Consider the following 24,948-nt stretch of genomic DNA (forward strand, 5'->3'; position numbering starts at 1 on the left):
ACGGCCGAAGCAGGAGATGAGGAGAGCCAACATGACATCAATTGAAAACGCAGGGACGAATGGGCAGCCCGCCATGCAGACGCCGCCGGTGGTGTCGCCGCAGGACTGGGAGTCCGCCCGTCTGCAGCTGCTCGTGAAGGAAAAGGCCCATACCCGTGCCCGCGATGCCCTGGCCGCCGAACGCCGGCGCATGCCGTGGATGGCGGTGGACAAAACCTATTCGTTCGACGGCCCCGGCGGCAAGGTCAGTCTGGTCGACCTATTCCAGGGCCGGCGGCAATTGATCGTCTACCGCGCGTTTTTCGAGCCGGGCGTGTTCGGCTGGCCCGATCACGCCTGCCGCGGCTGCTCCATGGTCGCCGACCAGGTCGCCCATGTCGCGCATCTGAATGCCCGCGACACCACGCTCGTGTTCGCCTCGCGCGCGCCGCAGGCCGACATCATCAGGCTGAAGCAGCGGATGGGCTGGACCATGCCGTGGGTCACCATCACCGACAGCTTCGATGCCGATTTCGGCGTGGACGAATGGCACGGCACCAACGTGTTCTTCCGTGACGGAACGCGCATCTTCCGCACCTATTTCGTCAAGAGCCGCGGCGACGAGCAGATGGGCGGCACCTGGAACTATCTCGACATCACCCCGCTTGGCCGGCAGGAGGTGTGGGAGGACTCGCCGCAGGGCTATCCGCAGACGCCGACCTACAAATGGTGGAATTGGCACGACAGCTACGCCGAAGGCGCGGCGCCCGACAAGAAATGGGTCGAGATTTCGGACGCCGGCGAGAAGGCCTTTCGCGAGGAGGCCGCGGGAGAACGGAAATGAGCTGCTCCGTCGGCACGGCCGCCGGCAGCCGTGATGGCGTCGCCGCCGCGCGCCATCTCGCCAGATGGCTGGGGCTGGCGGCGACGCCAACCTTCGCGATCATGGCCGCGGCGACGGCTCTGTCCGGCAGCGGCGCGGCGGACACGCTCTGCGCCACCGGACATGGGTCCGAGCTCGGCGGAATGGTGCCGATGTATCTGTTGATGAGCGCGTTTCATTCGGGAGCGTGGCTGCGGCTGATTGCGGGCGGCGGCGGAGCGAGCCTGTAAGGATGGTGACCACCGGCTCACACAGCCACGGCTCCGGCATTTGCCGGAGCTGTCACTGCGAAGCGGTTTGCAAATAAGCCACCACCTTCGCCGCTTCCTCCGCCGAGACGCCGCCATAAGGCTGCATCTTGTGGCCGGACACGACCTCGTCCGGCTTCACCATGAAGCGGGTGAGCTTGTCCTGGTCCCAGTTGAAGCCCGCTTCCTTCATCGACGAGGAATAGTTGTAGTTCGGCAGCGAGCCGGCCTTGCGGCCGACGATCTTGTTGAGGTTGGGGCCGAGGCGGTTGTCGCCTTCCTTCATGGAGTGGCAGGTGCGGCAGGAATTGTTGAAGGCTTGGTGACCTGCCTCGTCGCTTGCCGGCTGCTGCGCAAGCGAAGAGGGCGCGAACAACAGCAACGCTAGTGCTCCGCCGGCGATGCCGTGCAGCCATGGGCTTGGCGAGGATTGCGGGCGTGATTGCATGTGCGCCTCCATTGCGGACCGCGCCGCAGCAAGCGCGTCTCGGCGTGTCGAGGGCAAACGAAAACGGCCCCGGTGGGTTCCGGGGCCGCTCGCGTCAGAATGTCGTTCTGCTCAGCGTGTTGCGCTGCCGAGTTCCGCCCTGCGCTCCGTCATCGGCAGCACCACGACCTTGGTGCCGACATTGACGCGGGCGTAGAGATCGGTGACGTCCTCGTTGGTCATGCGGATGCAGCCGGAGGAGACGCGCTTGCCGATGGTCTCGGGCGCATTGGTGCCGTGGATGCGGTAGATGGTGCCGCCGAGATACATGGCGCGGGCGCCGAGCGGATTGCCGGGGCCGCCGGCCATGTGGCGCGGCAGATAGGGCTGGCGGGCGATCATTTCCGGCGGCGGGGTCCAGGCCGGCCACTCGGCCTTGCGGCTCACCGACTGGATGCCGGACCAGGTGAAGCCGTCGCGGCCGACGCCGATGCCGTAGCGCAGCGCCTGCCCGTTGCCGAGCACGTAATAGAGATAGGTGTTGGGCGTATCGATGATGATGGTGCCCGGCGCTTCGCGCGTCGCGTAAGCGACGGTCTGGCGGCGGAAGCGGGCCGGCATCTCGACTGCGTCCTGATCCTCGGACGGCTCGGTCTGGTAGGTCGGCGCCTGATAGGGCTGATAGGGCTGGAACGGCTGCGGCGCGACCATCGGCGGCAGCGGCTGGAAGAACGGGAAGATCTGCACCGGCGCGGCGTTGGCCGCACCTGCGAACGCGATGGCCGAGATCGCGACTGCACCGACGACAACGGCGCGCGAATAGGTCTTGAAGGTGTCCAGATTGAACATTTGATCGCCCCTGTTTGTTCGGTGTTTTGCTCACCGCGGCACCGTTTCGGTGCTCCGTTGCGTAAAATCATTAACGGCAAGTCGTTTCGGGACATTTGCGCGGAAAACCGAAAACGGTTTCATCGCGGCAAGAATTGTTTCATGACAGTTTCGTGGCCGTGCCGGGGGCGTTAACGAACAAAACAGCCTGCGGACATTTCTATGACGTCACACGCCTGAAATATCCTTCGTTGATGGTCGGTGCCTGAGAATCATCAAACTCTCGGGACTTTCCCATGCGGGTATTAATCGCGACGGACGCCTGGCATCCGCAGGTCAACGGCGTGGTGCGGACGCTGACCTCGCTGGCGAACGCGGCCAAGGCCCTCGATGTCGAGATCGACTTCCTTACCCCAGACGGCTTTCGGTCTTGGCCGCTGCCGACCTATCCCGGCCTGCGCTTCGCGCTGCCGTCGGCGAAGGAGATCGCGCGGCGGATCGAGAGGTGCGCGCCAGACGCGCTGCACATCGCGACCGAGGGCCCGATCGGCTGGGCCGCGCGGGCCTATTGCCGCCGCAACCGGCTCGCCTTCACCACCTCCTATACGACGCGCTTTCCTGAATATGTCTCGGTGCGGACCGGCATCCCCGCGGGCGTCGGCTATGTGGTGCTGCGCCACTTCCACGATGCCGCCGCGATGACGATGGTGGCGACGCCTTCGCTGCGGCAGGAATTGTCCGAGCGCGGCTTCAAGCGGCTCGGCTTCTGGACGCGCGGCGTCAACACCGAGCTATTCCACCCGGACGCTCCGGCGCAGCTCGACCTGCCGCGCCCGATCTTCATGACGATGGGGCGCGTGGCGGTGGAGAAGAATCTCGACGCGTTCCTCTCGCTCGATCTGCCCGGTACCAAGGTCATCGTCGGCGACGGTCCGCAGAAAGCGGCGCTCGAAAAGAAATATCCCGCCGCAATCTTCCTCGGCGAGAAGAAGGGCGCCGATCTCACCGCGCATCTCGCCGCGGCCGACGTGTTCGTGTTTCCGAGCCTGACCGATACCTTTGGCGTGGTGCAGCTCGAGGCGCTCGCCTGCGGCACGCCGGTGGCGGCGTTTCCGGTGACGGGTCCGAAGGACGTCATCGCCGATCATCCGATCGGTGCCATCGACCATGATCTGCGCACCGCCTGCCTGCGTGCGCTCGCGATGTCGCGCGAGACCTGCCGCAACTTCGCGCTGGAGCGCTCCTGGGAGAACAGCGCGCGCCAGTTCGTCGGCAATCTCACCTCACTTCAGCCCAGCCGCGCCTTGCGCGCCTCGCCACGGATGGCGCGGCGGCCGGTCCGCGGTTGATCCCAAGATTAGAACCACAGCGAGAACCTCATCGATGGCTAAGATCATGAACCTTGACGGCACTCAGCAGCTCGACCTCACCCGTGGGACGGTGGAGCAGGCCTATGACCGCTGGGCGCCCGTCTACGATCTCGTGTTCGGAGGCGTGTTCGCCAAGGGCCGGCAGGCGGCGATCGCAGCCACCAACAAGATAGGCGGCCGCGTGCTCGAGGTCGGCGTCGGCACCGGCATCTCGCTGCCGCTCTACGCGCCCAACCTGCGCATCTTCGGCACCGACATCTCGGAAGCGATGCTGGAGAAGGCGCGGCGCCGCGTCAGCGAAGGCAATCTGAAGAACGTCGAGGGCCTCGCGGTGATGGACGCCGAGAAGCTCGAATTTCCCGACAACTCTTTCGACGTCGTGATGGCGCAATATGTCGTGACGGCCGTGCCGAACCCGGAGAAGGCGCTCGACGAGTTCGCCCGCGTACTGCGCCCCGGCGGCGAACTGATCATCCTCACCCGCGTCAGCGCCGACACCGGCATGCGCCGCTTCATCGAGCAGAAGCTCCAGCCGGTGGTGCGTCCGCTCGGCTTCCGCACCGCCGAGTTCGCCTGGTCGCGTTACGCTAAATGGTTGGCCGGCGCGCGCGGCATCGAGCTCGCCGAGCGCCGCCTGATCCCGCCGCTCGGGCACTTCTCGCTGGTGCGCTTCCGCAAGGTCGACGTCGCCAAAGCGGCGTGAGCTTACGCGTCCCTCGTGCGTCATCGCGCCGCTGCACATCGTCATATGACAAAATGATGATGTCACACGGCCTACATCGAATCCCTGTAAATCCTGAACCCGAAAGCATTTTTGGGGGAGAGCATGATCAAGAACTATCTCGAGCAGCTGCGGATCCAGCGCTGGGACGACCATCGCTACTATCACCACAGCCGCATCAATCAGAGCCTGCACTTCGTCAGCGCGCTGAGCTTTCTCTTCGCCTATGTCTGGCTCTTCATCGACCCCGTGATCTCTGCGCTGGTCGGCTGGCTGGTCTCGATGACCTCGCGCCAGGCCGGTCACTTCTTCTTCGAGCCGCATGATTACGATCACATCAACCAGGCGACGCACGAGTACAAGGAAGAGATCAAGGTCGGTTACAACCTGCAGCGCAAGGTGGTGCTGATGGCGATCTGGGCGCTCTCGCCGCTCGTGCTGTTCGTCGATCCCACGCTGTTCGGCCTGTTCACGCCCTGGGCGAGCGCGACCGACTTCATGCGCCAGACGGCCAAGATCTGGCTCTTCATCGGCGGCGGCGGTCTTCTGTTCCGCACCGTGCATCTGTTCTTCATCCGCGACGTCGAGACCGGCCTCGTCTGGATGACCAAGATCCTGACCGACCCGTTCCACGATCTGATGCTCTATCGCAAGGCTCCGCTGGCGCTGATGCGCGGCGAGCTGATGGACCCTGGCCTGCACCTCAACCCCGAGCACACGCTGGGCCTGATCGGCGAGCCCACGCTCGAAGAGCAGCACGCCTGATACGGCCGTCGTCGGATCGCGAATGTTCATGATCTACGTCATGCCCGGGCTTGTCCCGGGCATCCACGTCTTGGAGCGATCGTGTGGAGACGCGTGGATGGTCGGGACAAGCCCGGCCATGACGGTATTGCGGAAATCAGCCTCAGCGCCCGAAGCGCTTGGCCAGCATCTCTTTCAGGATCTGACGCTTGATGTTCTTGTTGGTGAGCACGCCGTTATGCCACCAGAAGCCGTCGGCCTTCATCTTACCAGCGGCACGAACGAAGCGTTCGGCGACCTCGGTGAAATCGGCGTCGGTGTAGTTGAGGCTGAAGATCAGCCGTCCGGTGCCGACCCAGCTCAGTGCCAGACCCTCAGCGCGCAGGTAATATTGCAGCATCCAATTGTAGCGGGACGGCGTGGTGTATTTCACCGTCCAGATCGAGGAGAAATTCGCGAAGCGCACCGGCAGGCCGGCATCGGTCATCATCCGGTTGAGCTTCTCGGCGCGGCCGTTCCAGGTCTCGTCGAGGCTCTCATAGACCGCGCGGAAATTCGGGCTGGCGAGGCGGCTCAGGAACTCGTCCATCGCCGTCATGACATAGGGATGCGAGTTGAAGGTACCGCGGGCGAAGCAGATGTCGGCGGGGCGATCGTCTCGGAAGCGGCGCATCAGCTCGCGCTTGCCGCAGACGACGCCGACCGGCAGGCCGCCGGCGAGGCTCTTGCCGTAGGTCACCATGTCGGCGCGCACGCCGAAATAGTCCTGGGCGCCGCCGGCGGCGAGGCGGAAGCCGACGAACACCTCGTCGAAGATCAGCACGATGCCGCGCTCGGTGCAGACTTCACGAAGCTTCTTCAGCCACTCCGTGTACGCCGCACGGTCGAAATGGCCGCCGCGGGAGGAATCGACCAGCGAGGAATCGCCGGGGGCGTTGCCGTTGGGATGCAGGCCCTGGAGCGGGTTGACCAGCACGCAGGCGATGTCCTTGCGCGTCTTCAGGACGTGCAACGTCTTCTCCGACATCTCGGCGAGTGTGTAGGTCTCGTGCGCGGGGATGGGATTGCCGACGCCGGGCTGCACGTCGCCCCACCAGCCATGATAGGCCCCCGCAAAGCGGACGAGATGGCTGCGCCTGGTGTGGTAGCGCGCCAGCCGCACCGCCTGCATCACGGCCTCGGTGCCGGACATGTGGAACGAGACTTCGTCGAGGCCCGAGATCTGGCGGAGCCGCTGCACGTTCTCGAGGATGACGGCGTGGTAGGGGCCGAGCACGGGGCCGAGCGCATGCGCCCGCTTCTCGCCGCCCTCGATGCACTCCTTGTAGAAGTCGTTACCGAAGATGTTGACGCCGTAGGATCCGGTGAGGTCGTAGAAGCTGTTGCCGTCGACATCGGTGACGGTGACGCCGCTGGACGATTCCATGAAGGTCGAGGTGCCCAGATGCTCGCGGACGAGGCGCGAGAACTGGAACGGCACGCGGTAGCTCTCCGTGAAGTTCAGGTCGGAGATCGTCTCCGCCGCCTCCTTCGTCATCGCGCGGCCCTTGGGGTAGCGCTCGGCGTAGAGCCTGGCGAGGCGGAAGAAGGCGTCCTTGCGTTGCATCACGACGTTGGCGGGCGCGCCGTCACAGCCGAAGTACTGGTCGCCGCTAAATTCGTAGAACGGCAGCAGCTTTGCCACCCGCCGCGACATCTTGGAGTGTCCGGCGAGCGAGCGGTGCTTGGCGCGGGAGAGTTCGACCCGCGCCTTGAGCTTCGGGAAGACGGCGGCAGCGGACGCTGCGGCGGCCACGGACATCGAGAGAATCGGGAGTGTCGTTTCCATGACAACAAGCGCTAACCCTGCGAGCTGACAGATTCATGACAGTCAAAGCCCTCATCGCCTCTTTCACCCAGCAGGAAGACCTCAACTTCCTGTTGACCAACCGCATCCCCCGCGCCGCCCTGACCCGCTTCATGGGCTGGTTCTCCAAGATCGAGAATCCCTTCGTCCGGGATTTCTCGATCGCGCTGTGGAAACTGTTCTCCGATCTCGATTTGTCGGAGGCGCGCAAGACGCATTTCAGGAGTCTGCACGACTGCTTCACCCGAGAGCTGAAGCCGGGCCTGCGGCCGTTCGATCCGGATCCGTCAGTGGTGGCGAGCCCCTCGGACGGCATCGTCGGAGCTCACGGCAAGATCGCCGACACCGAACTGTTTCAGGTCAAGGGCGCGCCCTATTCGTTGCTCGATCTGCTCGGCGATTCAGCCTTGGTCGATCAACACCGCAACGGAAGCTTCGTCACGCTGCGGCTGACGTCGAGCATGTATCATCGCTTCCATGCACCCTTTGACGCGCATATCGAACGCGTGACGCTGATCCATGGCGACGTCTGGAACGTCAACCCGATCGCGCTCAAACGAGTGGAACGTCTGTTCTGCAAGAACGAGCGCGCGGTGATCCGCACGCATCTCTCGTCCGGTGAGGCGGTGACGCTGGTGCCGGTCGCCGCCATCCTGGTCGCGAGCATCCGGTTGCACTTCCTCGACATGGTGCTGAACGCGCAAACACGTGGCCCGGTCAATTTTCCCTGCGACGTCGACGTGACCAAGGGGGAGGAGCTCGGCTGGTTCGAGCACGGCTCGACTATCATCATCCTGGCGCCCGGTGATTTCACCTTCTGCGACGGTATTGCCGAGGGCACGCGCATTCGCGCAGGTCAAGCGCTGTTGAAGCGAAACTAGCCTTCAATCCGCCGCGTCCGCCGCCTATATCGCCCGTGGGGGCGATTCTACGACGACGGATCGGACGATGGCGCGGGCGCCGGTGATGGCGGCGGGTGGTATTGTGCTGCGGCGTGGTGCGACGCCGCTGATCGCAGTGGTGCGCCAGCGCAAGCGCAATGAATGGGTCCTGCCCAAGGGCAAGCTCGACGACGGCGAAACTCCGAAGGAGGCCGCGCATCGCGAGGTGCTGGAAGAGACCGGCCACGACGTCGCCATCCACGAATTCCTGGGCACGCTGGTCTACCAGTCCGGCGGGCGCAGCAAGGTCGTACATTTCTGGCGCATGGAGGCCGATGGCGGTCCGGTCCGCAAGCTGATGAATGACATCAAGGCGGTGGACTGGCTGACGCTCGACGATGCCATCGCGCGCCTGTCGCGCGAATACGAGCGCGCGTTCCTCACACAAATTGGCCCCATCGCGCTGGCGGCGGCGGGGCTGGTGCCTGCGGCCGCTCCCGAGCCGACGCCGGCGCCCGAGGACTTCGATGCGGCCTTGCAGACGCTGACGCCGGCTGAAGCTGCGTCGGTCGACGAATTGCGGCACGGCCTATTGCAGAAGGTGCGGGCCTGGCTGCGCGGGGAGGCGTGAGCCTCCACGGCGCCATTGCGAGCTCAGCGAAGCAATCCAGAGTTCCTTGCGGAAACATCCCGCCTTGTTGCGACACCAAGAACGTGGATGCCCGGGACAAGCCCGGGCATGACGAAGATGAGGATAGCCAGCCAACGTCAGCTCACGCGCTTCCAGGTCTGGCCGCCGCAGAACATGCCGCCGAAGGCGCAGCCTTGCACGCGCATCGTATTCGGGCCCTTCATCGCGATGGTCGAGTCGTAATTGCGGCCGGAGTTGGGATCGCGAATGCGGCCGCTCCATTTCGAGCCCTCGGGCTTCATGTTGATCAGGATGCGCTCGTTGGTCTTCTCGGCATAACCGCAGAGATTGACGCCGCACTGTTCGACGCGGACATTGCCCTTGTTCTCTTCGGTCGCCCACACGCCGATCGGCGAGTTGGCGGCCGCCACGGGCGCGGCGGCAACCGGGGCCGGCGCGGGCGCAGCGGCGACGGGAGCAGGCGCGGCAATTGGAGCGGGCGCGGCGACAGGTGCGGGCTGCGTGTTGTCGACGCTGGCGGACGGGGCGGCAGCCGTCGCGGTCGCCTGCACCGGCGCCTGCGGCGCAGGCTGCTGCTGCACCGGAGCGGGTGCGGGCTGCGCATTGGTCGCCGGAGCTGGCGCGGGCTCGACGTCATCGTCCTTGGAGCCGCCGAGGCCTTTGAGGTTGATGTTGTTCAGCTTGATCGGCTTGTCCGACAGGCCCGGCGCGACGATGGTCACGCAATTGAGCGAGGCGCAGTTGCGCGGCGTCTCGATGCGGATCTGCTGGCCTTCGATCTGGAACGAGATCGTGTTGCCGGCATGTGCGGCAGCCGTGGATGCGAGGAAGAGCGCGGTGGCGGCGATGGTGAGCTTGCTCATGACAACCTCCGAAAATGGCGCGGTCCCGGGCTTGGACTGATGCGGCCGGTGAATGAAAGCGTGGTGCGACCCTACGCCGGGGCCGTCGCGGCTTCCGTGACGGAGGTCACAACGGCTTGCAGTCGCCTGCGTGAGCCGGCGCACATTCGGCCGGCCCTCGTCTGGCTAACGTCGCTGCGACAGAGAGGGAGACGTCGATGAAGCGGCTTGCCGCGACTTCGCTTGGCACATTGATCGTCTTGATGGCGATTGCGCCCGCAGCCGAGGCCGGTTCCTATTCCTTCTCGATCCGCGGCCATCGCTTTCATGTCGAGGCCTCCCGCCATTGCCGATCCGCTTCCTGTGTGTCGATCTCCAACCGCAGCCTCCGGGCGTCTGAGAACGTCAGCCCGGCACCAGCGGCGCAGCCGGCGCCCACGCCGGTCGTTCAGGCGCCACAGCCGATTTGTGCTGAGCCGCGGGTCCGGCCGCCGGAAGCGACCATGGCCGCGCCGCCACCGGCGCCTCCCGTCCTTGCCGCAACGAATTCGCAGCCCGTCGTGCCGCCGCCGGCGCCGAAATTGGAGCCGCCGAGACTGAAGACGCCCAGCGCCAACCCGCCGCGGGTTGAACTGGAGCGCATCGAACAACCACTCATCGCGCCGAAGCCAGAGATCGCGCAGACCGCAGCGCTTGCGCAGCCCAACGATGATGAGCGCTATAGGCCGTTGGGCGAATGGGAGAGCTCTCGCGCCAAGGGCACTGTTCGCATCGAGCGTTGCGGACCGGCGCTGTGCGGTTTTGCGCTCACGGAATCGTCGAGCAAGGGCGAGAGCGTGCTCGTCAACATGAAGCCGAAGAAGCACGATGTCTGGACCGGCAGCATCTTTAGCCGCTCCAGCGGCAACACCTATTATGCGACGATGACGCTGAAGAGCTCCGGCAAGCTGCACGTCCAAGCCTGCGCGTTCGGCCGCTTCTGGTGCTCCGGCAACGACTGGACGCGGGTCGAGGCGCCGCGAGGGCAGATGATCACGACCTCGCGGCAATGGAACGCGCGGTCGTAGCTCTTCGCGATATGCCGCGCATCGAAGGGGAGAAGAGCCAGCACTTGATGGATCGCTAGATCATGCCGAGCACGATGGCGCCGACAAAAGCCATCGCGAGGTACGCGGTGATAACGCTCAGTCTGCCGGCGAACGTCATGAGATCGCTCCCGCTGTCGCGCCGCCTTGCGCGAACTTTATGGTTAACAGAATGTCTCTCGACGAAAAAGTCAGCCCTGCTGTCGCTCGGCACTTTCAGGCGTTTCGGCGTGCACGGCCGGCATGGTTAAGGAAGGTTGAAATCGACACGTTGAAGAGTCTTTAAGTAAATTCACCGAACGTGCGTGCATGACGCGCGGAGTTCGTTTGTATCTCGTCGGCTCCATCGTCCTTGTTTCGCTAGCGGGTTGCGGACGCGGCTTCTTCCAGGCCGAACGTGAACCATGGCGGGCCGAGGCGGAGGCGGCGTGCCTGAAATCGGGGGCCATCAAGGAGAGCGCGGACATTGTTCGCATCGACCCGATTTCCGGCCCCGGCCAATGCGGCGCCGAATATCCACTCAAGGTCGCTGCCATCGGCGAAGCCTCGAGCACCTATGGCTTTGCCGACGAGCAATTGCGTCCGCCTGGCAGCATCGGCAGCCAGCCGCGCTGGCCGGTGACGCAGCCGCGATCGAATTATCCGCGGAGCCAGGATTATCCGGCCTCCTCCTATCCATCACAGTCGAATTATCCCGGAAGCGCGGTGCGCCAGCCGTCCGGCTATGGGACCTCGTCGGGGCCGATGTCGCTGAACGCGCCCGGCGTCGCGCCGCAGGAAGACGAGATCGATCTGCCGCCCGAGGGCACCGATGCCGCGGGGGCCTCGCGCTACATGAATGCGCCGAGCTATCCCGCGCGGCCGGCGGGTCCCGCGCCCTACTCGCAGGCGCCCGCGCAGCGGCCGCTGCCGCGTCTCGGCCCCGCGCAGGGCAATGCCGTTGCCGCCGTCGGTCCCGTTGCGATCAAGCCGACCGCGACGCTCGCCTGTCCGATCGTGTCCGAGCTTGACCGCTGGCTCGCCGACACCGTGCAGCCCTCGGCCATGCGCTGGTTCGGCGTCCGCGTCGCCGAGATCAAGCAGATCTCGGCCTATTCCTGCCGCGGCATGAACGGCAACTCGCGCGCCCACATTTCCGAGCACGCCTTCGGCAATGCGCTCGACATCTCCGCCTTCGTGCTCGCCGACGGCCGCCGCGTCACCGTGAAGGACGGCTGGCGCGGCATGCCGGAAGAGCAGGGATTTTTGCGCGACGTGCAGGCGGGGGCCTGCGCACATTTCACCACCGTGCTCGCGCCGGGCTCCAACGTCTTTCACTACGATCACATCCATGTCGATCTGATGCGCCGCGCCAGCCGCCGCCTGATCTGCCAGCCGGCCGCGGTGTCCGGCGACGAGGTCGCCGCGCGGGCGCAATCGCGCAGCCCTTACGCCAATGCGCGCGATCCCTCCGTCACCGGCTCGCTCGGCGCGCGCAAGAGCACCTCGCGCAAGCGCGAGGAGGACGACTACATCGACGAATAGGCGGACGCTTTCCTTCTAGCCCGGATGAGCGCAGCGATATCCGGGACAATCCCGCATATCGCTGTGCTCATGCGCCCTACGATCTACGTCCGCCTCCACGGCGCGGGGGCCAGCCCCATGCATCGCTGCACCTCCGTCGGGACGTTGTAGGTCCGCATGATATGGCGGCTGTCACGCAAGCCGGATGCCTCGCGTTGCACCACGAACATCCAGAGCGCCTGGCCGGCTTCCGCGACCAGCTTGCGCCGCGCCGGCTGCAACGAGGCCGGCATCTCCGCGTGCGCATGCGCGGCATCGAATTCGCGCAGGCGCGCCAGCGTCTGTTCGAGCGCGCGGCCCATCCGTCCAAGCGCCGAGGCTTGTTCCTGGACGATCTCATAATGCAGGATATCGACCGGCGGGCGAAGATCACGAGACATGGCCGCAATATAGTGCCGCAGCACCAAGCTTCGCAACGCGTGGCTACTTCGCCTTATACGCCGCGAGGAACATCCGCGTCGCGCTGTCGATCACCTCGGTCATCCGCTCTTCCGATGGCGCGGGGGCGGCCTGGAAGACAAAGGGGAGGAACAGCGAGGCCTTGCACAGTTCCATGAATTGCGAGGCAGCAAGATCGCAATTGTCGATCTTGAGATCGCCGCGAGCGACTTGGACCCTGAGATATTCGGAGAGACGGTTGATGGTCTTGTCCAGCACCCGCGCATAATAGCGGCGGCCGACATCGGGCATGCGCTCGGCGATCGCCATCACGGTGCGGATCGCCGATCCGCCACCGGGGCGGCAGAGCAGATGGATGTAGGCGCGGCCGAACTCCTTCAGCGTGGTATCGGCATCGCGCGCGGGATCGAAATTGAACACGACCTGGCCATGCTGGAGCGCTTCCTCTTCGAGGATCGCTTCGAACAGCGCGCATTTGTCGGCGAAGTAGACGTAGAGCGTGCCCTTGGAGACCTGCGCCGCGCGCGCGATCTCGCCCATGCTGGCACCGTCGAAGCCGAGCGCCATGAACACCTTGCGGGCTCCGTCCAGGATCTGGCGGCGCTTGGAGCTGTCCTCTTCCTGGACGACGTGCAGATGTTCGTTGGCAGTTACAACCATTGGTTTAGGGTCTCGGAGGGTTTCTTCGTGGATGTCGAACGCTGAAACGCAAATCTAGGATCGGGCCCGTATGGTGGGGTTGATTATGTAGATTGACCGAACCGTTCGGTCAATGATATTTGGAGTAGCGGGGGCAATCGGCCGCAAGGAAGGCCGAGCCCAGTCGCGTGTTTGTGGGGAGGCCTTTATGGCCCTATCGAGAGACCAGGCTGCGCGCGTTCTTCGCCAGGAAACGGTGGAGCAGGCGGGCCGCGATCCTGCGTCCGAGACATCGCCACCCCCTGCCGAGCAGCTGCGCGCTCACGCGGCCGACGAGACCAAGCTTCGCACCGGCGAGGTGCCGGAGAAGCCTGTGACCGACAAACCAGCCGCACCTGCGCAGGCGGCGCCCGCGGCCGGCGCTCCCAAATCCGGCAAGCGCAAATTCGTCATGATGGGCCTCGGCCTCGTGCTCGCGCTGGCCGCTGCGGGCTATGCCGGCTACTACACGCTGGTCGGCCGCTTCTACATCTCCACGGACGATGCCTATGTCCGCGCCAACAACACCATGCTTGGCGCGCGCGTCGCCGGCCATATCTCCGCGGTCCTTGTCGGCGACAACACCCCGGTGCGTGCCGGCGACGTCGTCCTCCGCATCGACGATGGCGACTACAAGATCGCGGTCGATTCCGCCACGACGCGGATCGCGACCCAGCAGGCCACCATCGATCGCATCGGCCGACAAGTCGCCGCGCTTGACAGCCAGGTCGCGCAGGCCAAGGCGCAGCTCGTCTCGGCTGAAGCCGGGCTCAAGCGCGCCGATCTCGATTACGAGCGTCAGCAGGCGCTGAGCAACAAGGGTTTTGCCTCGCGCGCGGTGTTCGAGAGCTCGGAAGCTGGACGCGACCAGGGCGCCGCCGCGGTGAAGGCCGCGCAGGCCGCCTACGACGTCGCGATCAGCAATGTCGACGTCGCCAAGGCTCAGCAGGCCGAAGCGCAGGCGCAACTCGCCGAACTCAAGACCACGCTCGCCAAGGCCGAGCGCGACCTGGGCTTCACCGCGGTGCGCGCGCCGGTCAACGGCACGTTCTCCAATCGCCTGGTCAATACCGGCGACTTCGTCGCGGTCGGCCAGCGCCTCGGCAACATCGTGCCGCTCGACGACGTCTATATCGACGCCAATTTCAAGGAAACGCAGCTCAAGCGCATCCGTCCCGGCCAGCCGGTGACGATCAAGGTCGATGCCTACGGCATGCGCAAGTTCTCCGGCGTCGTCGACAGCATCGCGGCGGGCGCGGGCTCGGTGTTCACGCTGCTGCCGCCCGACAACGCCACCGGCAATTTCACCAAGATCGTGCAGCGCGTGCCGGTTCGCATCCGCGTGCCGAAGTCGGTGGCCAAGCAGAACCTGCTCCGCGCCGGCATGTCGGTCTACGCGACCGTCGACACCAACAAGGGTGCGGCTGACGCCGACAGTGAGGTCGATCTCGACGATCCCGCTGTCCATCCGCAGTAGCCAACCCGAGCACGGCAAGTTGGGACGATGGCCGACGCCACCACCGCTTCACCTGCCATGATGGCGGATCCGGCCTCGGAGCGGATCGCGCCGAAGCGGCTGTTCGCGTTCATCATCATGGTGTTCGGGATGTTCATGTCGATCCTGGACATCCAGATCGTCTCGGCGTCCCTCAGCGACATCCAGGCCGGATTGTCGGCGAGCTCCAGTGAAGTTTCCTGGGTCCAGACCGCCTATCTGATCGCGGAGGTGATCGCGATCCCGCTGTCGGGCTTCCTGTCGCGCGCCTTCGGCACGCGGCTGCTGTTCGCGATCTCGGCCGCCGGCTTCACCGCCGCGAGCCTGCTCTGCGGCTTTGCGTCCACCATCGAGGAGATGATCCTCTGGCGCGCGCTCCAGGGCTTTCTTGGCGCCGGCATGATCCCGACGGTGTTCGCCTCGGCCTATACCGTGTTCCCGCGCACCAAATTCCACATCGTCGGTCCCATCATCGGTCTCGTCGCGACGCTGGCGCCGACCATCGGTCCGACGGTCGGCGGTTACATCACCGATGTGATGTCGTGGCACTGGTTATTCTTCATCAACGTGCTGCCCGGCATCGGCATCACCCTGGGCGTGCTGGCGCTGGTCGATTTCGACGAGCCGCATTTCGAGCTGCTCGAGCGCTTCGACTGGTGGGGCCTCCTGTTCATGGCCAGCTTCCTCGGCACGCTGGAATATGTGCTGGAGGAAGGCCCGCAATATGAATGGATGCAGGACACCTCCGTGGCGGTCTGCGCCTGGATCTGCGCGATTTCGGCGATCGCCTTCTTCTGGCGCGTCTTTACCGCCGCCGAGCCGATCGTCAATCTGCGGACCTTCTCCAACCGCAATTTCGCGATCGGCTGCACGCTGCAGTTCTGCATCGGCATCGGCCTCTACGGCCTGACCTACATCTATCCGCGCTATCTCGCCGAGGTGCGCGGCTACAGCGCGCTGATGATCGGCGAGACCATGTTCGTCTCGGGCATCACAATGTTCCTGGTCGCGCCGCTGGTCGGCCGGCTCATGGCAAAGGTCGACATGCGCTACATGATCGCGTTCGGCCTCATCGTGTTCGCGATCGGCTCCTACCAGATGACCTGGATCACGCGCGACTACGACTTCTACGAGCTGCTGGTGCCGCAGATCCTGCGCGGCATCGGCATGATGTTCGCGATGGTGCCGACCAACAACATCGCGCTCGGCACGCTGGCACCCGACAAGGTGAAGAACGCCTCCGGCTTGTTCAACTTGACGCGCAATCTCGGCGGCGCGGTCGGGCTGGCGGTCATCAACACCGTGCTCAACGACCGCACCGACCTGCACATCACCCGGCTCCAGGAGCGCGTGACCTGGGGCAACGCCACCGCGACCGAAACCCTGACCATGTTCATGCAGAAGTTTCAGGGAATGGGCGATTCCACGCTGATGGCGATGAAGCAGCTGTCCCAATTGGTGCATCGGCAGGCCGTGGTGATGAGCTTCGGCGACGCCTTCTTCGTGATGGCGCTGTTCTATCTCGGTCTCAGCCTGCTGGTCGCGCTACTGAAAAAGCCGCCTTCGCCGTTCGGTGCCGGGGGCGACGCGCACTAATTTGCAACACTCGTTCGTGATCTCGCGTGAGCCCCGTTGCAAATCGCAAACGGCACATCTATAAAGCGCACCTCATTCAATCGAACCGGGGAGAGATTTGCATGATTTCGTCGCATTCGCAGATCGTACGCCCGCGCTCGATGATGACCTCGATCACGTTCTGGCTCGGTATGTACGCGGCCTGCTAGAGGCCTCCTCCGCCAGTTTCGATTGGGCCAGGGTTTCGACCTAGCGCCCCGATCGCTCAGCTTCCCAAGTCAAAGCTTCCCAAGTCAAAGTCAGTTTTGAGTGACGCCGTTCCGGCCCTCGCTGCCGATCTGCGTCCATCGATGGAGCCGGCCCGCGCATGCGGCCGGATGATGTCATGACCGCTCTGTCCAAAAAGCCCGCCGCGATTCGCGTGGTGCTGCCCTTCGTATTCCGCCACTGGCTGAAGCAACCGGGGCGCGGCCTCGTTGTGGCCGGCGGCCTGTTGGGTGCGACCATCGCCGACCTGTTCATGCCGGTATTCTCGGGCCATCTGGTCGACGCGCTGACGCGCGGACCTTCCGATCCCGATGCGCGCCACGCGGCGCTGGTGGCGTTCGGCGCCATCGTGGCGCTGGGCGCGGCCTCGATGGTGCTGCGGCTGATCGGCCTCCAGGCCATCGTGCCGTTCACGCTGAAGATCATGTCCGATGTCGCGCAGGACGCGTTCACGCGCGTGCAGCGCTTCTCGACCGATTGGCATGCGAACTCGTTCGCCGGCTCAACGGTGCGCAAGATCACCCGCGGCATGTGGGCGCTCGACCTGCTCAACGACACCATCCTGATGGCGCTGGCGCCCTCGCTGCTGGTGCTGGTCGGCTCGATGATCCTGCTTGGTGTGCACTGGGCGTCGCTTGGCCTCGTGATCGCGGTCGGGGCGATCGTCTACGTCACCATCACGGTGGTGTTCTCGACGCGCTATATCGCGCCCGCCGCACGAATCTCCAATGCCTGGGACACCAAGGTCGGCGGCACGCTGGCGGACGCGCTGACCTGCAATGCCGTGGTGAAATCGTTCGGCGCGGAGGCGCGCGAGGACACGCGGCTCGCCCGCGTCATCAACCGCTGGCGCGTGCGCGTGCGACGGACCTGGTATCGCTACAATTACACCGCGATGTCGCAGCTATCCTTGCTGCTGTGCCTGCGCGCGTCCGTGATCGGCGGATCGGTGCTGCTGTGGATGTCGGGTCACGCCTCGCCGGGCGACGTCACCTATGTGCTGACGAGCTACTACGTCATCCACGCCTATTTGCGCGACGTCGGCATGCACATCAACAACCTCCAGCGCTCGGTCAACGACATGGACGAGCTGGTGGCGATCCACGACGAGCCGATTGGAATCGCCGATGCGCCCGACGCGCGGCCGATCGCGATCGCGGGCGGCGAGATCGTGTTCGACGACGTCACGTTCCATTATGGCGGCCATCGCGCGCCGCTCTATGACGGGCTGTCGCTGACGATCCGCGCCGGCGAGCGGGTCGGCCTCGTCGGCCGCTCCGGCTCCGGCAAGACGACCTTCGTCAAGCTGGTGCAGCGGCTTTACGACGTCACCGATGGCCGGGTCCTGATCGACGGAGAGGATATTGCGCTGGCCACGCAGCACTCGCTGCGCAGCCAGATCGCGATCGTGCAGCAGGAGCCGATCCTGTTCCACCGCTCGCTCGCCGAGAACATCTCCTATGGCCGGCCGGGTGCCAGCCTCGAGGCGATCGAGCAGGCGGCGCGGCTCGCCAATGCGCATGACTTCATCCTGCGCCTGCCGAAGGGCTATGGCACGCTGGTCGGCGAACGCGGCGTGAAACTGTCCGGCGGCGAGCGGCAGCGCGTCGCGCTGGCGCGCGCCTTCCTGGCGGATGCGCCGGTGCTGATCCTGGACGAGGCGACGTCGAGTCTCGATTCGGAATCGGAGGCGCTGATCCAGCAGGCGATGGAGCGGCTGATGAAGGGCCGCACCTCGATCGTGATCGCGCATCGCCTGTCGACGGTACGCAGCCTCGATCGCATCCTGGTGTTCGACCGCGGTGAGATCGTCGAGCAGGGCACGCATGCCGTGCTCGCGGGCAAGCCGGGCGGCATCTATCGCGGCCTGTTCGAGCGCCAGGTGGTGGAGCTCGGACATATCGCAGCGGCGGAATGAGGCGCGCGGCGGCGGGCAAATGGCCCAAAGCCGTGTCGCCAAGGATGGACTGACATGAAAGACCTGACAAACGGCTCCATCGTGAGACACATCCTGGCCATGGCACCGCCGATCATGGTCGGGATGATCACGATCATGATCTGCCAACTGGTCGATCTCTACTTCGTATCGGGATTGGGCGATGCGGCGGTCGCCGGTGTCGCCGCGGCCGGCAACGCTGGCTTTCTCGTCAACGCCCTGATGCAGGTGCTCGGCGTCGGTACGGTGGCGCTGATCGCGCATGCCGTGGGGCGCAAGGATCGGGCGGACGCCAATCTGATCTTCAACCAGGCGGTCGCGCTGTCAGTGCTGTTCGGGTTGTTGACCTTGATCGCAGGCTTGGCATTGTCGCGCCCCTATATGCGCGCGGTCGCGGCCGACGACGCCACGGTCGAGGCCGGTACCATCTATCTGCTCTGGTTCATGCCGGCGCTGGCGTTGCAATTCGCGACGCAGGTGATGGCGTCGGCGTTGCGGGCGACCGGCATCGTGCGGCCGAGCATGCTGGTGCAGGCGCTTTCCGTGATCATCAATATCGCGCTGGCGCCGGTGCTGATCGCGGGCTGGGGCACGGGCTACGCGCTCGGTGTTGCCGGAGCAGGCCTTGCCAGCTCGCTGGCGGTCTTCATCGGCGTGCTGATGCTGTTCGCCTACTTCCTCAAGCTGGAGCGTTATGTCGCCTTCCATCCCGCGCAATGGCGGCCGCGGCTTTCGCAGTGGAAGCGCATCCTCAATGTCGGCCTGCCCGCCGGCGGCGAGTTCGTGATGGTCTTCATCATCATGGGCGTCGGCTTTTACGTGCTGGGCGTTTTCGGCCCGGCGGCGCAGGCAGGATTTGGCATCGGAACGCGCCTCCTCGGCTTGATCCAGATGCCGGCGCTCGCCATCGCTCTTGCCGCAGGCCCGATCGCCGGCCAGAATTTCGGCGCCGGCAACGGCGCGCGCGTGCGGGAGACCTTCGTCAAGGCGGCGCTGATCGCGACCGCCGTGATGGTCGTGTTCCTGGTCCCCGCGCAACTGGTGCCGGGTCTGTTGCTTGCCGGCTTCTCGCAGGATCAGGAGACGATGGCAGTTGCCTCGCTCTTTCTGCGCATCGTCTCGCTCAACATGCTGGTGCAGGGGCTGATCTTCACTTGCTCGAGCATGTTTCAGGGGCTCGGCAACACCAAGCCGGTGTTGTGGACCTCGGCCGTGCGGGTCCTCACCTACTCCCTGCCGTCGATCTGGCTCTCGACCTGGCCGGGCTTCCGGATGGAGCATGTTTGGTACTTGTCGATCGCGACAGTCGGGCTCCAAGCCGCCCTGAGCCTGTGGTTGCTGCGCCGCGAGTTCAACAAGCGCCTTACAATGTCGCCGCTGGGGAGGGGTCCGGAGCCGGAGCGCCCCCAACCCGCTGCGCCTCTGGTCCGCGAGCCTGCATAGCGACAGCTTGTCGATCTCCCCCGGCTTTCGGCCGGGGGCATGGCGCTGACGAAAAGGACGCCGAGCTAGAGCGCGCCGACGCTGTTCCAGACGAGCGTCAGGCCCGACACGAACAACAGGCCGAGCACGACATCGCCGAAATGCTTGTCGTTGAGGGCATGATAAACCCGGGCGCCTGCCCAGGCACCGATCAGCGTACCGGGAAAGGCGATCAGCGCGAGCCAGATCACTTTGAACTCGACCAGGCCCGATGCGGTCTGCAGCACCAGCGCAGTGGCGAGCACGGTGAAATTGAAGAGCTGAAAGATGCCGCGGCGCTCGTGCTTGTTCCAGCCGCGGATGTTGGCCCACAGGATCGGCAGCGGCCCGGACAATCCGGCGAGGCCACCGAGAATGCCGCCGGCAAAGCCGATCGCACCATCGGCGATCCGGCCGCCGAACTTGATCGCGAGCGGCCTCTTGTTCAGATACAGCGCGCTCGAAAAGATCAGGATCAACACGCCGACGCTCAGCTTGAACACTTTCGGATCGGCCGAGGCGATCATCATCGTTCCCAGAGGAACGCCGATCAGTCCACCGATCAGGAACGGCCACACCAGCGACAGGTCGAAGCTCTTCCACATCGAGGGCAGCGTCGAGGTCTGCGCGATCACCGAGCAGATCAGCACCAGGGGCACCGCGAGCGAAGGCGGCAGGACGTAGAGCCAGATGCCGAGCGCCATCAGCGCCGTGCCGAATCCGGCCAGCCCCGACACGAAGCCCCCGGCCAAGGCGCCGAGCAGCAGCAGTGCATAGGTGAGCGTTTCCAAACAGTTGTCCTTGTCGCAACGGAGATCCCAAACAGTTGACCGCCGTGGCCCGCATAGCACGCTTGCTGCCGTGCAGGTCAATCCGCGCTGCACGCAAGCGTGATCTGCGATGTCGGGCTTTTGCGGAAGACACGCCTACATGACGATCGTACTTCAATCCCAGGGGGCCTGCCAGACGCCACCATGCGCTTCAATCGGCCCAGTCCCGAATGAGACAATGGAGAATGACCATGACCCGCACGAACATCGCCGTTGCGGTCGCGCTGTTGTCGAGTGCGGCCTTGATGCCGACAATGGCGCAGGCGCAGTTTTCGGAGCCTGCGGCCTATCAAGCCGCCCATCCCGATCGTGACGTGCTGAATGGCGGCCAGCTCACGCCTGCGGCGCGCGCCGCGCTGGGTGAGCAGAGTAGTCCGCGTGATGCCTATGCATCGCAGGGCTATCCGTCACCGGCTGCACCTGTCGTTCGCTCGCGCCACCGCCGTCATCGATAGAATTCCTTAGACGATCTGCCTGGCGTCGACAGGCTTGTGCAGCGCGCCGACCAGGATGCGCAGCGCCTCCGTCAATTCCGATCGGTTACGCGCCGCACCCAGCGACACTCGCGCTGCATGTGGCGCTGTCCCGTCCACGGTGAAGGCATCGCCGGCCACCACCGCCAGTCCGTTTCGCAGCAGATGTGCTGCGACATCGGGACGGCCTTCCGGCAAGCGCAGCCAAAGATGATGGGCTGCAGGCTTGGCCAGGAACTGAAATCCCTTTAATGCGCGTTGCGCCAACTGCTGGCGGCCGACTGCCTCGCTGCGGATGGCGGCGATGATGCGATCGGCGATGCCGGTCTCGATCCAATGCGTCACCAGCGCGACCATCAGCGGCGCCGGCATCTGCACCGTCGCCTGCAAATGGCTGCGCATCGTCTGCTGTGCAGCGTTGTCGGGCGCCAGCAGATAGGCGACGCGCAAGGCGGGTGCGATACATTTTGACAGCGTGGTTGCGAGATAAGTCCGCTCCGGAATGAGGCTCGCGATCGGCGTTGCCGAGCGGTCGAGCAGCCCGTAGGCGTCGTCCTCGATCAGCCGCGTGTCGGCGTCGCGGATGATCTTTGCGATCGCCTCGCGCCGTGCCGCGGACAATGTCGCCGTGGTCGGATTATGCAGCGTCGGAATGAGATAGACGGCCTTCGGCTGGTGCGCGCGGCAAGCCGCTGCGAGTGCATCGGGCAGGATGCCGCCATCGTCCATGGCGACGCTGACGAGCTTGACGCCGAGCCGCGCGGCGGCGGCCTTGATGCCGGGGAAGGTGAGGGCCTCCGTCAGTACAACATCACCAGGCCGGGCAAGGTGAGCAAGCAGGTTGAACAGGACGGTCTGCGTGCCCGGATAGATCACGAGCCTGTCGGCATGCGCATGCGGGACGCGCGATCGTATCCAGCGCGCCGCGACCTCGCGCTCATGCGCGCTGCCGCCGGGGGGCTGGTAGTTGAGATGCGCCGTCAGGCCCGATTGCGAGCGGATGGCTTCCATGCCGGCAATGATGCGCTCGTCGAGGTGCGCTTCCAGCGGATGCGGCGGTACGTTCATCGAAAGATCAATCGCGACCGGATGCGGGAGGTCCACCGCGCGCCGCGCGCTGGTCTCCGACACGAACGAGCCCTGTCCGACGCGCGCCTCCATGATGCCGCGGCGCCGGGCTTCGGTGTAGGCGCGCGTAACCGTGGTGAGGTCGATGCCGAGCGCCTTTGCGAGCGCGCGTTGCGTCGGCAATTGCTGGCCGCGCACCAGCCGGCCGGCGGCGATGTCGGCCTCCATGGCCTCGACGATGCGCTGGTACCGCGGGCCCGAGAGCTCCGAGATTGTAGGGGTCCAATCCATGCAATTTAGGCCGATATCCTTTGAATGTATGGATACAAGATATTATTGTATGGATCGTCGAGAAGGAAGAGGTGTGGTCATGGCGACGGTCTCTCTGGCAAAGGCGATGTGGCGCGGCTTCTGCGGCAAGTGTCCGAACTGCGGGGAAGGGCACATGTTCGGCCGCTTCCTGAAAGTGGCCAACACCTGCGAGCATTGCGGCGAGGAACTTTTCCACCAGCGCGCGGACGACTTTCCGGCCTATCTCGTGATGGTCGTGGTCGGCCATCTCGTGGTGCCGGCGATCCTCGCGATCGAGACCGCCTACGCGCCACCGGAGTGGCTGCAACTCGCGGTGTGGCTGCCGGTGACGCTGTTCGCCTCGCTCGCATTGCTGCAACCGACCAAGGGCGCCATCGTCGGGCTGCAATGGCAGCTCGGCATGCATGGTTTCGAGCCGAGCAAGCTGCGGCGCGAGGCCGATGAACTCGCGCCGGCGCTGGTGAAGGCGGACACGCGCACGGCTTAAGCGACGTTTACATCCCGCACTCGGCCGCTACACTCCATCGTAGGAACAAGAACGATGGAAACGCCGATGGCCGCACGCGCGAAGACCTTTCTGCTCTGTCATGGCGCATGGTCCGGCGGATGGGCCTGGAAGAAGATGCATCCGCTGATGGCGCAGGCCGGCCACCGCTTGGTGGCGCCGACCTATACGGGCCTCGGCGAGCGCGCGCATCTGGCAAGCCCGTCGATCGATCTCGAGACGCATATCCAGGACGTCCTCAACGTCATCGCCTTCGAGGATTTGAACGACATCGTTCTGCTCGGCCACAGCTATGGCGGCATGGTCGCGACCGGCGTCGCCGACCGCGCGCGTGAGCGCGTGACGCAGCTGATCTATCTCGACGCCTTCGTGCCGCGTGACGGCCAGTCGCTGTTCGATCTCAATGAGGGCGGGCGCGAGCCGATGCGCAAGGCAGCAAGCTCCGGCGACGGCTATCGCATCCCGCCAAACCCGCCGCCACCAGATACGCCGCAGGCCGATCTCGACTGGCTCAATGCGCGCCGCGTTCCGATGCCGATCAAATGCTTCGAGACGCGATTGAGGCTTGCGCATGGCGAGGCGACAGTGCCGCGCAGTTACATCTATTGCACCCGCATCCCGCCGGGCGACGTGTTCGGGCAATTCGCCAAGCGGACGAAGAGCGAAGGCGGCTGGCGCTATGTCGAGCTCGATGCCAGCCACGCGCCGAACGTCACCGCGCCGGAGGCGCTGATGGCGGTGTTGGAGAAGATCGTGGCCTAGCTCGTCATTCCGGGGCGCGATGAAGTCGCGAGCCCCGGAATGACACCTTTTGAATCGCTGCGAGCTCAGTCCAAATGGTGAGGGGCTCGCTGCGCTAGCATCGAGCCCCTCGTTGCAAGATATCAGCCGGCCTGTAAGCCGGGTTCTGTAGGGCACCGTCCGCTTGCGCGAACGATACGTGACGGCCATTCCTCTGGGACCATGTTCGCACATGACCTCGAGCAACCTACCCGGACGGCGGGCCTGACATCGCCCCGCGGCGTTATCGCTTTCGCGAACAGCCCGCTGCGCCGTCCCTATTCGGTTTTGCTCCCGGTGGGGTTTGCCATGCCGGCTCCGTTGCCGGATCCGCGGTGCGCTCTTACCGCACCTTTTCACCCTTACCTGCCTACGCAGCTTGCGCTGCTACGGCACGGCAGGCCCGAGGGCTTGTCGCGCCGAAGCCCAAAGGGCGAAGGCGGGCGGTTCGTTCTCTGTGGCACTTTCCCTGGGGTCGCCCCCGCCGGACGTTATCCGGCACCGCATGTCAAGGGAGCCCGGACTTTCCTCCCCGGCGGCCTTTCGGCACCTGCCGGAGCGGCCGTCCGGCCGACTGACCGATAACGCATGGAGCATTTGGGACGGTTCCGTCAAGCCGGTATCGCCGCGCGCGCTGCCCGCAAATAATTTATCCTGAAGATGTCGTTGGGCGCGTGCCCCGTTCGACTGCATGTCGGCGACCATGCCGAGCAACAGGAGTGAAGCGATGCAGTATCTGCTGATGATCTACCAGAACGAGGTCGAGTACGCGAAGAACGACGCAGCGACCACCCAGAAGATGCTGGCGGAGTATCAAGCCTTCACGCAAGGCATCATCCAGAACGGCAATTTCAAGGCCGGCGACCGCTTGCAGCCGACCACGACCGCGACCACGGTGCGCGTGCGCGACGGCAAGACGTTGACCACCGACGGTCCGTTTGCTGAGACGCGCGAGCAACTCGGCGGCTACTATCTGATCGAAGCCAAGGATCTCAACGCCGCGATCGAGATCGCGGCGCGGATTCCCAGCGCGCGGATCGGCTCGATCGAGGTGCGGCCGATCTGGGTCTACGACAAGTGACGGTGGAGCAGCGCGTCGG

General features: G+C 65.0%; 25 protein-coding genes and 1 other RNA gene. 17 read left to right on the top strand and 9 right to left on the bottom strand.

The genetic code is table 11. The annotated features are described in order from the left end of the window. Positions 1 to 31: 31 nt before the first annotated feature. On the top strand, positions 32 to 823 hold the full coding sequence (locus tag BCCGELA001_RS09830; RefSeq protein WP_060735166.1) for a DUF899 domain-containing protein: 792 nt from the start codon (positions 32 to 34) through the stop codon (positions 821 to 823). Beyond that, positions 820 to 1,092 carry a hypothetical protein gene (locus BCCGELA001_RS09835; protein WP_060735167.1) on the top strand — a complete coding sequence of 91 codons (273 nt, stop codon included), beginning with the start codon at positions 820 to 822 and terminating at the stop codon, positions 1,090 to 1,092. Before BCCGELA001_RS09830 ends, BCCGELA001_RS09835 begins: the two co-directional genes overlap by 4 nt. A gap of 52 nt (positions 1,093 to 1,144) precedes the next feature. Here the strand turns inward: BCCGELA001_RS09835 and BCCGELA001_RS09840 are convergent, their stop codons facing one another. Next, positions 1,145 to 1,558: a c-type cytochrome gene (locus tag BCCGELA001_RS09840; protein WP_060735168.1), complete on the bottom strand. Its 414-nt coding sequence runs from the start codon at positions 1,556 to 1,558 to the stop codon at positions 1,145 to 1,147. Positions 1,559 to 1,669: 111 nt separating this feature from the next. After that, positions 1,670 to 2,386 carry a L,D-transpeptidase gene (locus BCCGELA001_RS09845; protein ID WP_060735169.1) on the bottom strand — a complete coding sequence of 239 codons (717 nt, stop codon included), beginning with the start codon at positions 2,384 to 2,386 and terminating at the stop codon, positions 1,670 to 1,672. 275 nt (positions 2,387 to 2,661) lie between these two features. On the opposite strand from BCCGELA001_RS09845, the gene BCCGELA001_RS09850 reads away from it, so the two are divergent. From BCCGELA001_RS09850 to BCCGELA001_RS09860, 3 genes are all read left to right on the top strand, one after another. Next, the gene (locus tag BCCGELA001_RS09850; RefSeq protein ID WP_060735170.1) at positions 2,662 to 3,714 is read left to right on the top strand and encodes a glycosyltransferase family 4 protein; all 1,053 of its coding nucleotides are present in this window, start codon (positions 2,662 to 2,664) and stop codon (positions 3,712 to 3,714) included. Positions 3,715 to 3,748: 34 nt separating this feature from the next. After that, a complete protein-coding gene (locus tag BCCGELA001_RS09855; protein WP_060735171.1) occupies positions 3,749 to 4,438 on the top strand; it encodes a class I SAM-dependent methyltransferase in 690 nt (229 codons plus the stop codon). 123 nt (positions 4,439 to 4,561) lie between these two features. Then, positions 4,562 to 5,221: a hypothetical protein gene (locus BCCGELA001_RS09860; RefSeq protein WP_060735172.1), complete on the top strand. Its 660-nt coding sequence runs from the start codon at positions 4,562 to 4,564 to the stop codon at positions 5,219 to 5,221. A 142-nt stretch (positions 5,222 to 5,363) separates the two neighbouring features. On the opposite strand, the gene BCCGELA001_RS09865 is transcribed toward BCCGELA001_RS09860, so the two are convergent. After that, positions 5,364 to 7,028 (bottom strand): aminotransferase class III-fold pyridoxal phosphate-dependent enzyme, encoded by a 1,665-nt coding sequence (locus tag BCCGELA001_RS09865; protein WP_060735173.1) that lies wholly within the window; start codon positions 7,026 to 7,028, stop codon positions 5,364 to 5,366. A gap of 35 nt (positions 7,029 to 7,063) precedes the next feature. On the opposite strand from BCCGELA001_RS09865, the gene asd reads away from it, so the two are divergent. Both asd and BCCGELA001_RS09875 read left to right on the top strand, forming a co-directional pair. Beyond that, positions 7,064 to 7,927, top strand: coding sequence for an archaetidylserine decarboxylase (gene asd / locus BCCGELA001_RS09870; RefSeq protein WP_060735174.1), 864 nt, complete (start codon positions 7,064 to 7,066; stop codon positions 7,925 to 7,927). Positions 7,928 to 7,994: 67 nt separating this feature from the next. Further along, positions 7,995 to 8,558, top strand: coding sequence for an NUDIX hydrolase (locus BCCGELA001_RS09875; RefSeq protein ID WP_008556258.1), 564 nt, complete (start codon positions 7,995 to 7,997; stop codon positions 8,556 to 8,558). Between the two features lie 137 nt (positions 8,559 to 8,695). On the opposite strand, the gene BCCGELA001_RS09880 is transcribed toward BCCGELA001_RS09875, so the two are convergent. Then, positions 8,696 to 9,442 (bottom strand): DUF2147 domain-containing protein, encoded by a 747-nt coding sequence (locus tag BCCGELA001_RS09880; protein ID WP_060735175.1) that lies wholly within the window; start codon positions 9,440 to 9,442, stop codon positions 8,696 to 8,698. Positions 9,443 to 9,639: 197 nt separating this feature from the next. Here BCCGELA001_RS09880 and BCCGELA001_RS09885 point away from each other — a divergent pair, with 197 nt between their 5' ends. Further along, complete coding sequence (locus BCCGELA001_RS09885; RefSeq protein WP_060735176.1) at positions 9,640 to 10,488, top strand: DUF2147 domain-containing protein; 849 nt, start codon at positions 9,640 to 9,642, stop codon at positions 10,486 to 10,488. A gap of 327 nt (positions 10,489 to 10,815) precedes the next feature. After that, the gene (locus BCCGELA001_RS09890) at positions 10,816 to 12,030 is read left to right on the top strand and encodes an extensin-like domain-containing protein (protein ID WP_060735177.1); all 1,215 of its coding nucleotides are present in this window, start codon (positions 10,816 to 10,818) and stop codon (positions 12,028 to 12,030) included. Positions 12,031 to 12,113: 83 nt separating this feature from the next. Here the strand turns inward: BCCGELA001_RS09890 and BCCGELA001_RS09895 are convergent, their stop codons facing one another. Both BCCGELA001_RS09895 and BCCGELA001_RS09900 read right to left on the bottom strand, forming a co-directional pair. Next, positions 12,114 to 12,449: a DUF6665 family protein gene (locus tag BCCGELA001_RS09895; protein WP_060737579.1), complete on the bottom strand. Its 336-nt coding sequence runs from the start codon at positions 12,447 to 12,449 to the stop codon at positions 12,114 to 12,116. Positions 12,450 to 12,492: 43 nt separating this feature from the next. After that, positions 12,493 to 13,128: a TetR/AcrR family transcriptional regulator gene (locus BCCGELA001_RS09900; RefSeq protein WP_008556283.1), complete on the bottom strand. Its 636-nt coding sequence runs from the start codon at positions 13,126 to 13,128 to the stop codon at positions 12,493 to 12,495. A gap of 187 nt (positions 13,129 to 13,315) precedes the next feature. On the opposite strand from BCCGELA001_RS09900, the gene BCCGELA001_RS09905 reads away from it, so the two are divergent. The 4 genes from BCCGELA001_RS09905 to BCCGELA001_RS09920 all read left to right on the top strand — a co-directional run bounded on the left by BCCGELA001_RS09905 (position 13,316) and on the right by BCCGELA001_RS09920 (position 19,862). Beyond that, complete coding sequence (locus BCCGELA001_RS09905; RefSeq protein WP_060735178.1) at positions 13,316 to 14,623, top strand: HlyD family secretion protein; 1,308 nt, start codon at positions 13,316 to 13,318, stop codon at positions 14,621 to 14,623. Between the two features lie 27 nt (positions 14,624 to 14,650). Continuing rightward, positions 14,651 to 16,237, top strand: a complete 1,587-nt coding sequence (locus BCCGELA001_RS09910) for a DHA2 family efflux MFS transporter permease subunit (protein WP_060735179.1) — start codon at positions 14,651 to 14,653, stop codon at positions 16,235 to 16,237. Between the two features lie 364 nt (positions 16,238 to 16,601). Continuing rightward, a complete protein-coding gene (locus tag BCCGELA001_RS09915) occupies positions 16,602 to 18,401 on the top strand; it encodes an ABC transporter ATP-binding protein (protein ID WP_060737580.1) in 1,800 nt (599 codons plus the stop codon). Between the two features lie 54 nt (positions 18,402 to 18,455). Further along, positions 18,456 to 19,862 carry an MATE family efflux transporter gene (locus BCCGELA001_RS09920; RefSeq protein WP_008556300.1) on the top strand — a complete coding sequence of 469 codons (1,407 nt, stop codon included), beginning with the start codon at positions 18,456 to 18,458 and terminating at the stop codon, positions 19,860 to 19,862. Positions 19,863 to 19,927: 65 nt separating this feature from the next. Here the strand turns inward: BCCGELA001_RS09920 and BCCGELA001_RS09925 are convergent, their stop codons facing one another. After that, positions 19,928 to 20,671, bottom strand: a complete 744-nt coding sequence (locus BCCGELA001_RS09925) for a sulfite exporter TauE/SafE family protein (protein ID WP_008556302.1) — start codon at positions 20,669 to 20,671, stop codon at positions 19,928 to 19,930. Positions 20,672 to 20,901: 230 nt separating this feature from the next. Between BCCGELA001_RS09925 and BCCGELA001_RS09930 the strand changes: the two genes are divergently transcribed. Further along, positions 20,902 to 21,165, top strand: a complete 264-nt coding sequence (locus BCCGELA001_RS09930; RefSeq protein ID WP_060737581.1) for a hypothetical protein — start codon at positions 20,902 to 20,904, stop codon at positions 21,163 to 21,165. A 6-nt stretch (positions 21,166 to 21,171) separates the two neighbouring features. On the opposite strand, the gene BCCGELA001_RS09935 is transcribed toward BCCGELA001_RS09930, so the two are convergent. Further along, the gene (locus BCCGELA001_RS09935; protein WP_008556307.1) at positions 21,172 to 22,542 is read right to left on the bottom strand and encodes an aminotransferase-like domain-containing protein; all 1,371 of its coding nucleotides are present in this window, start codon (positions 22,540 to 22,542) and stop codon (positions 21,172 to 21,174) included. A gap of 79 nt (positions 22,543 to 22,621) precedes the next feature. Here BCCGELA001_RS09935 and BCCGELA001_RS09940 point away from each other — a divergent pair, with 79 nt between their 5' ends. Next, positions 22,622 to 23,050 (top strand): DUF983 domain-containing protein, encoded by a 429-nt coding sequence (locus BCCGELA001_RS09940; protein ID WP_008556309.1) that lies wholly within the window; start codon positions 22,622 to 22,624, stop codon positions 23,048 to 23,050. 66 nt (positions 23,051 to 23,116) lie between these two features. Next, the gene (locus BCCGELA001_RS09945) at positions 23,117 to 23,830 is read left to right on the top strand and encodes an alpha/beta fold hydrolase (RefSeq protein ID WP_060735180.1); all 714 of its coding nucleotides are present in this window, start codon (positions 23,117 to 23,119) and stop codon (positions 23,828 to 23,830) included. Between the two features lie 118 nt (positions 23,831 to 23,948). Here the strand turns inward: BCCGELA001_RS09945 and rnpB are convergent. Next, positions 23,949 to 24,426: RNase P RNA component class A (gene rnpB / locus BCCGELA001_RS09950), an RNA gene on the bottom strand. 149 nt (positions 24,427 to 24,575) lie between these two features. Here rnpB and BCCGELA001_RS09955 point away from each other — a divergent pair. After that, on the top strand, positions 24,576 to 24,929 hold the full coding sequence (locus BCCGELA001_RS09955; RefSeq protein WP_060737582.1) for a YciI family protein: 354 nt from the start codon (positions 24,576 to 24,578) through the stop codon (positions 24,927 to 24,929). Positions 24,930 to 24,948: the final 19 nt, after the last annotated feature.

Origin of the sequence: Bradyrhizobium sp. CCGE-LA001 (genome assembly GCF_000296215.2) — a bacterium.
GTDB lineage: Bacteria > Pseudomonadota > Alphaproteobacteria > Rhizobiales > Xanthobacteraceae > Bradyrhizobium.